At 65.2% G+C, this 506-nt stretch carries 1 protein-coding gene; it reads left to right on the top strand.

The genetic code is table 11. The annotated features are described in order from the left end of the window. Nucleotides 1-506 (top strand): IS256 family transposase (locus tag D8Z78_RS24380; RefSeq protein WP_206169737.1); only part of this gene is annotated, 506 nt, incomplete at both ends.

Raw genomic sequence — 506 nt, 5'->3', positions numbered from 1 at the left:
ATCGACGAGCGCGTCGATGCCTTCCTGACCCGGCCCATCGAGGGCGAATGGCCCTATCTGTGGATCGATGCCACCTACCTGAAGGTGCGCCAGGGCGGGCGCATCGTCAGTGTCGCGGTTACGATTGCCGTATGCGTCAACATGGATGGCCGACGCGAGGTTCTGGGCATGGCGATCGGTGCCTCGGAAGCTGAACCCTTCTGGACTGACTTCCTTCGCGATCTCGTTCGGCGCGGCCTGTCAGGCGTGAAGCTGGTCATCTCTGACGCTCATGAGGGCATCAAGGCGGCCACGGCCCGCGTGCTGTCGACCAGCTGGCAGCGTTGCCGGGTTCACTTCCAGCGCAATGCCTTGGCCCATGCCGGCAAGAGCAGCCGTCGGGTGGTGTCAGCCTTCATCGCCACCGCCTTTGCCCAGCCCGACCACGCGGCGGCAAAGGCCCAATGGCGCCAGGTCGCGGACCAGATGCGCCCAAAGCTGCCCAAGCTCGCAACGCTCATGGACGG

This window comes from Tropicibacter alexandrii (assembly GCF_003667315.2).
Classification (GTDB): Bacteria; Pseudomonadota; Alphaproteobacteria; order Rhodobacterales; family Rhodobacteraceae; genus Tropicibacter; species Tropicibacter alexandrii.
This window is presented reverse-complemented; position numbering and strand designations above follow the sequence as displayed.